The sequence below is a fragment of the Pseudoxanthomonas sp. LjRoot204_2 genome, from assembly GCF_056175765.1.
The window spans coordinates 1-4193 of the sequence record NZ_JBGFFG010000300.1 but is presented as its reverse complement, the minus strand read 5'-3'; the positions used below and the strand labels follow the sequence as shown (position 1 = coordinate 4193).

The 4193-nt window shown below is 68.7% G+C and carries 5 protein-coding genes; 3 read left to right on the top strand and 2 right to left on the bottom strand.

The features are described from left to right. Positions 1 to 101: 101 nt before the first annotated feature. Entirely contained in the window at positions 102 to 371 is a 270-nt protein-coding gene (locus AC04L7_RS13460) for a BolA family protein (RefSeq protein WP_435999049.1), read from the bottom strand. Continuing rightward, a complete protein-coding gene (locus AC04L7_RS13455; protein WP_299343294.1) occupies positions 368 to 667 on the bottom strand; it encodes a YciI family protein in 300 nt (99 codons plus the stop codon). The genes AC04L7_RS13460 and AC04L7_RS13455 overlap by 4 nt, the downstream gene beginning before the upstream one ends. A gap of 373 nt (positions 668 to 1040) precedes the next feature. Here AC04L7_RS13455 and AC04L7_RS13450 point away from each other — a divergent pair, with 373 nt between their 5' ends. The 3 genes from AC04L7_RS13450 to AC04L7_RS13440 form a co-directional block, all read left to right on the top strand. Next, positions 1041 to 1946 carry a segregation and condensation protein A gene (locus AC04L7_RS13450; RefSeq protein ID WP_296281214.1) on the top strand — a complete coding sequence of 302 codons (906 nt, stop codon included), beginning with the start codon at positions 1041 to 1043 and terminating at the stop codon, positions 1944 to 1946. Between the two features lie 51 nt (positions 1947 to 1997). After that, positions 1998 to 2822 (top strand): SMC-Scp complex subunit ScpB, encoded by an 825-nt coding sequence (gene scpB / locus AC04L7_RS13445; RefSeq protein ID WP_475513191.1) that lies wholly within the window; start codon positions 1998 to 2000, stop codon positions 2820 to 2822. Beyond that, positions 2819 to 4193 (top strand): pseudouridine synthase (locus AC04L7_RS13440; protein ID WP_475513190.1); only part of this gene is annotated, 1375 nt, incomplete at its 3' end. The genes scpB and AC04L7_RS13440, both read left to right, overlap by 4 nt.

Sequence of the window (4193 nt, the reverse complement as noted above, 5' to 3'; positions counted from 1 at the left end):
GGTTTCAGGTTCATGGGGGCCCTCCCGGCCTATCGGAGGGGGGCGAATGTAAACGTTTTCATCGCACCCTGCATGTCGCGCTGCCAGATGCGGGCAGTCCCTCAGCGCGATTCGTCGGGGGTGCGGGCCTCGATGGCCAGGGCGTGGATGTCGGTCTGCATCATGTCGCCGAGGGCTGCGTAGACGGCCCGGTGGCGGGCGAGCGGCACCTTGCCGGCGAAGGCCTCGCTGGTGATCCGCACCGTGAAATGCCCACGCCCATCGCGGGCGCCCTCATGGCCAGCGTGCTTGTGACTGTCGTCGTCGACCTCGAGCGCGAGCGGCCGCAGGGCGGATTCGAGAGCTGCCCGGATGCGCTCCACCCGATTCACGGCAGGACCTTGCGGAACGGCCGGACATCGACGCGGGCATAGACGCCTGCGGCTACGTAGGGATCGGCATCGGCCCAGGCCTTCGCGTCTTCCAGCGAATCGAATTCGGCGATGACGATGCTGCCGCTGAAACCGGCCGGACCCGGATCCTCGGCATCGATCGCCGGGCAGGGACCGGCGAGCAGCAGGCGCCCCTCGTCGCGCAGGGCGGTCAGGCGCGCCAGGTGCGCCGGTCGCGAGGCCAAGCGCAACGGAAGGACATCGGTCCCGTCATGGCCTTCAATGGCATACCACATGGTGTTCACTCCCAGGGCGAAGACTGAATTGTACGTGCGACCCGCGCGGCGGGTGCTGGACACGGTCAGGGCCAACGCTTACCCTGTCCTCCATTGCACGGCCGGAAGCAGCGGCCCGTCCAGGGGAAAACCCGGCCACGCCGGCCTCCCTGCCCTGTCGAGGGACCTCCTGGACGTTCGATTCGCTGCCCCCCTCCGCCCGCGCCCGACGACCTCGCTGTTCGCTCCCCGCATTCCTGCGGTGTGCTTTGCCGGTTGCTGTAAGGGAAGCGTTCGCCCTGCGACGCGTAGATGATGGTTGGTGCATTGCCGGTGCCGCGCCGTCCTGCCTCGGGCAGGCCCGCAGGGTGACCCGCATGATGGCTGTTCCTTGATGAGCCCAGAACTCGCGTCCGACGCGAACCCACAACCCCCGACCACGCGCCCCCAGCAGCAGGAAATGCCGCTGGCGGTGGTGCATGGCCAGCCTGTTCTGCAGATTCCCCAGGACCTGTACATCCCGCCGGATGCGCTGGAAGTCATCCTGGATGCGTTCGAAGGTCCGCTGGACCTGTTGCTGTACCTGATCCGGCGGCAGAACCTGGACATCCTTGACATCCCCGTCGCCGAGATCACCCGGCAGTACGTGGACTACATCAACGTGATGCAGGAACTGCGGTTCGAACTCGCCGCCGAGTACCTGCTGATGGCCGCCATCCTGGCCGAGATCAAGTCGCGCATGCTGTTGCCGCGGCCGGTCAGCGAGGAAGGCGAGGAAGGCGACCCGCGCGCCGAACTGGTCCGCCGCCTGCAGGAATACGAGCGTTTCAAGCAGGCCGCCGAGGACCTGGACGCCCTGCCCCGCCAGGACCGCGACACCACGCCGGTGCACGCCGACGTGCCGGATCGCGCCGCGGTCAAGCTGCCGCCGCCGGTGGAACTGAAGGAAATGCTGCTGGCGCTGCACGACGTGCTCAAGCGCGCCGAGCTGTTCACCGGCCACGCGATCAAGCGCGAGGCGCTCAGCGTGCGCCAGCGCATGGGCGACGTGCTGACGCGGCTGGAGGACGGCAAGTTCCATCGCTTCGAAAGCATGTTCACGCCCGAGGAAGGCAAGCTGGGCGTGCTGGTGACCTTCCTGGCCATGCTGGAACTGGCCAAGGAGCAGCTGCTCGACATCGTGCAGGAAGCTCCGCTCGCCCCGATCTACATCAAGTCGCTGGCACTGAACAACACCAACGAACCGCTGCAGTTCTCCAGCGAATTCGACGACAGCGACGCCGCCAACGACAGCCAGTGAACCCGGCCGGGGCCACGAACGCCCCGCCGCACTTCCGAACGACAGGACCGCATGGATCAATCGCTCATCAACCGCATCGTGGAAGCCACCCTGCTGGCGGCCACCCAGCCCCTGACGCTGGCGCAGCTGCATGGCCTGTTCCCCGAGGACGAGCCGGCGCCGGAAGGCAGCGTCGAGCAGGCCCTCGAGGATCTGGCCGCCGCCTGCGCCGACCGCGGCGTCGAACTGGTGGAGGTCGCCTCGGGCTACCGCTACCAGGTCAAGGCCGACGTGCATCCGTGGGTCGCGCGCCTGTGGACCGAGCGCAAAACCAAGTACACGCGCGCCACGCTGGAGACCCTGGCCCTGATCGCGTACCGCCAGCCGATCACCYGCGGCGAGATCGAACAGGTTCGCGGCGTGGCGGTCAGCAGCAACATCATCCAGGCGCTGGAAGAGCGCGAGTGGATCCGCGTCGTCGGCCACCGCGACGTGCCCGGCAAGCCGGCGCTGTTCGGCACGACCAAGGTTTTCCTGGACTATTTCGGCCTGAAGCGGCTGGACGAACTGCCGCCGCTGTCCGAGCTGAAGGACATCGGCGAACTGGAACCGCAGCTGCCGCTGGATGGCGCGCCGCTGCCGGTCAGCATCGCCAGCGGCGATGCCGTCGACGACACCGGGCTTGAAAGCCCGCAGGACGCGGACGCAGACGTGGACGAGCACGGCGACAAGGACGACGAACAACAGGACATCCCGGCATCTGCCGATGCCGACGAAGACACCCCCTCGGATGAAACCGGCGACGACGCCGGGGACGACGAAGCACCTCAACCCGAAGATGACGACGCCGCTGCTTCCCACCAGGAAGACCAGGCACCGTCGGAGCAGAAACAATGAGCAACACCCCCCCGAAGAAAGCCCCCCTGGGCAAGCTGTCGCTGAAGCGCGGCGAAGGCGCCGAGACGCCGGAAACCACCCGCCTGGAGGAACGCCTGCACAAGGTGCTGGCCCAGGCCGGCCTGGGCTCGCGCCGCGCGCTCGAACAGCGCATCGCCGACGGCCTGGTCAAGGTCAATGGCGAAACCGCGCAGACCGGCATGTCGGTCAAGGGCGGCGACCGCGTCGAGCTGGACGGCAAGACGTTCGTCGCCAGCGCGCTGACCGAACCCTCGCGCGTGCTGATCTACAACAAGCCGGAAGGCGAAGTCACCACCCGTGAAGATCCCGAAGGCCGCCCGACGATCTTCGAAGCGCTGCCCGCACTGAAGGGCGCGCGCTGGATCGCCATCGGCCGCCTGGACATCAACACCACCGGCCTGCTGGTGCTGACCACCGATGGCGAACTCGCCAACGCGATGATGCACCCCTCCTACGAGGTCGAGCGCGAATACGTCGTGCGCGTGCGTGCGCCGGAAGGCCAGGAAAGCGTGCCGGACAACATCGTCGACCGCCTGCGCCGCGGCGTGGCGCTGGAGGACGGCCCGGCGAAGTTCGACGAGATCGAGCGCATCGGCGGCACCGATTCGCACGACTGGTTCCGCGTGGTGGTCAAGGAAGGCCGCAACCGCGAAGTGCGTCGCCTGTGGGAATCCCAGGGCTGCCAGGTCAGCCGCCTGAAGCGCGTGCGCTACGGCAAGGTCAGCCTGCCGCAGCCGCTGCTGCGCGGCCAGACGCAGGAACTGCCGGATGCGCAGGTCGAAGCGCTGCGCAAGGACCTGGGACTGGATGTCGGCACCCCCGCCGCCCTGACGCTGCAGCCGGTGATCGGCCAGCGCAAGGCGGCCAAGTCGACCGTGCACGTCGGCGGCGGCCGCAGCGGCAGCGCCTACGTCAACGGCCACAACAGCGCCGACGAAGGCCGCGAGCTGCGACGCTTCGACCACGTGCGCGAAGACCGCGGTCGTGGCGGTCGCGGCAAGAAGCCGCACGGCGGCCTGACCGTCAGCGGCGAACAGGCGGCCAAGCAGTCGCAGCGCCCGTTCAAGCAGCGCACGCCCAAGGGCCCGAAGCCGTTGCCCGATGGCAATCCGGCCGCCTTCCGCAGCTGGTACGTGCCGGACGGCGTGGACACCGGTCCTGCCGGGCATCGCAACGCCGGTCCCGGCGGTCCGAAGAAGCCCTACGGCGGCAAGCCCGGCGGACGTCCCGGTGCCGGTGGCAAGCCCGGTGGCGGCGCTGGCAAGCGTGGCCCGGGCGGCGGCCCGGGCGGCTTCGGCGGCGACCGCTTCGGCAACGAACGCGGCCCCGGATTCGGCGCCGAACGTGGAC

Coding starts and splice junctions, on each gene's coding strand:
- AC04L7_RS13455 (WP_299343294.1), bottom strand. CDS start 667: ATGTGGTATGCCATTGAAGGCCATGACGGGACCGATGTCCTTCCGTTG.
- AC04L7_RS13450 (WP_296281214.1), top strand. CDS start 1,041: ATGAGCCCAGAACTCGCGTCCGACGCGAACCCACAACCCCCGACCACG.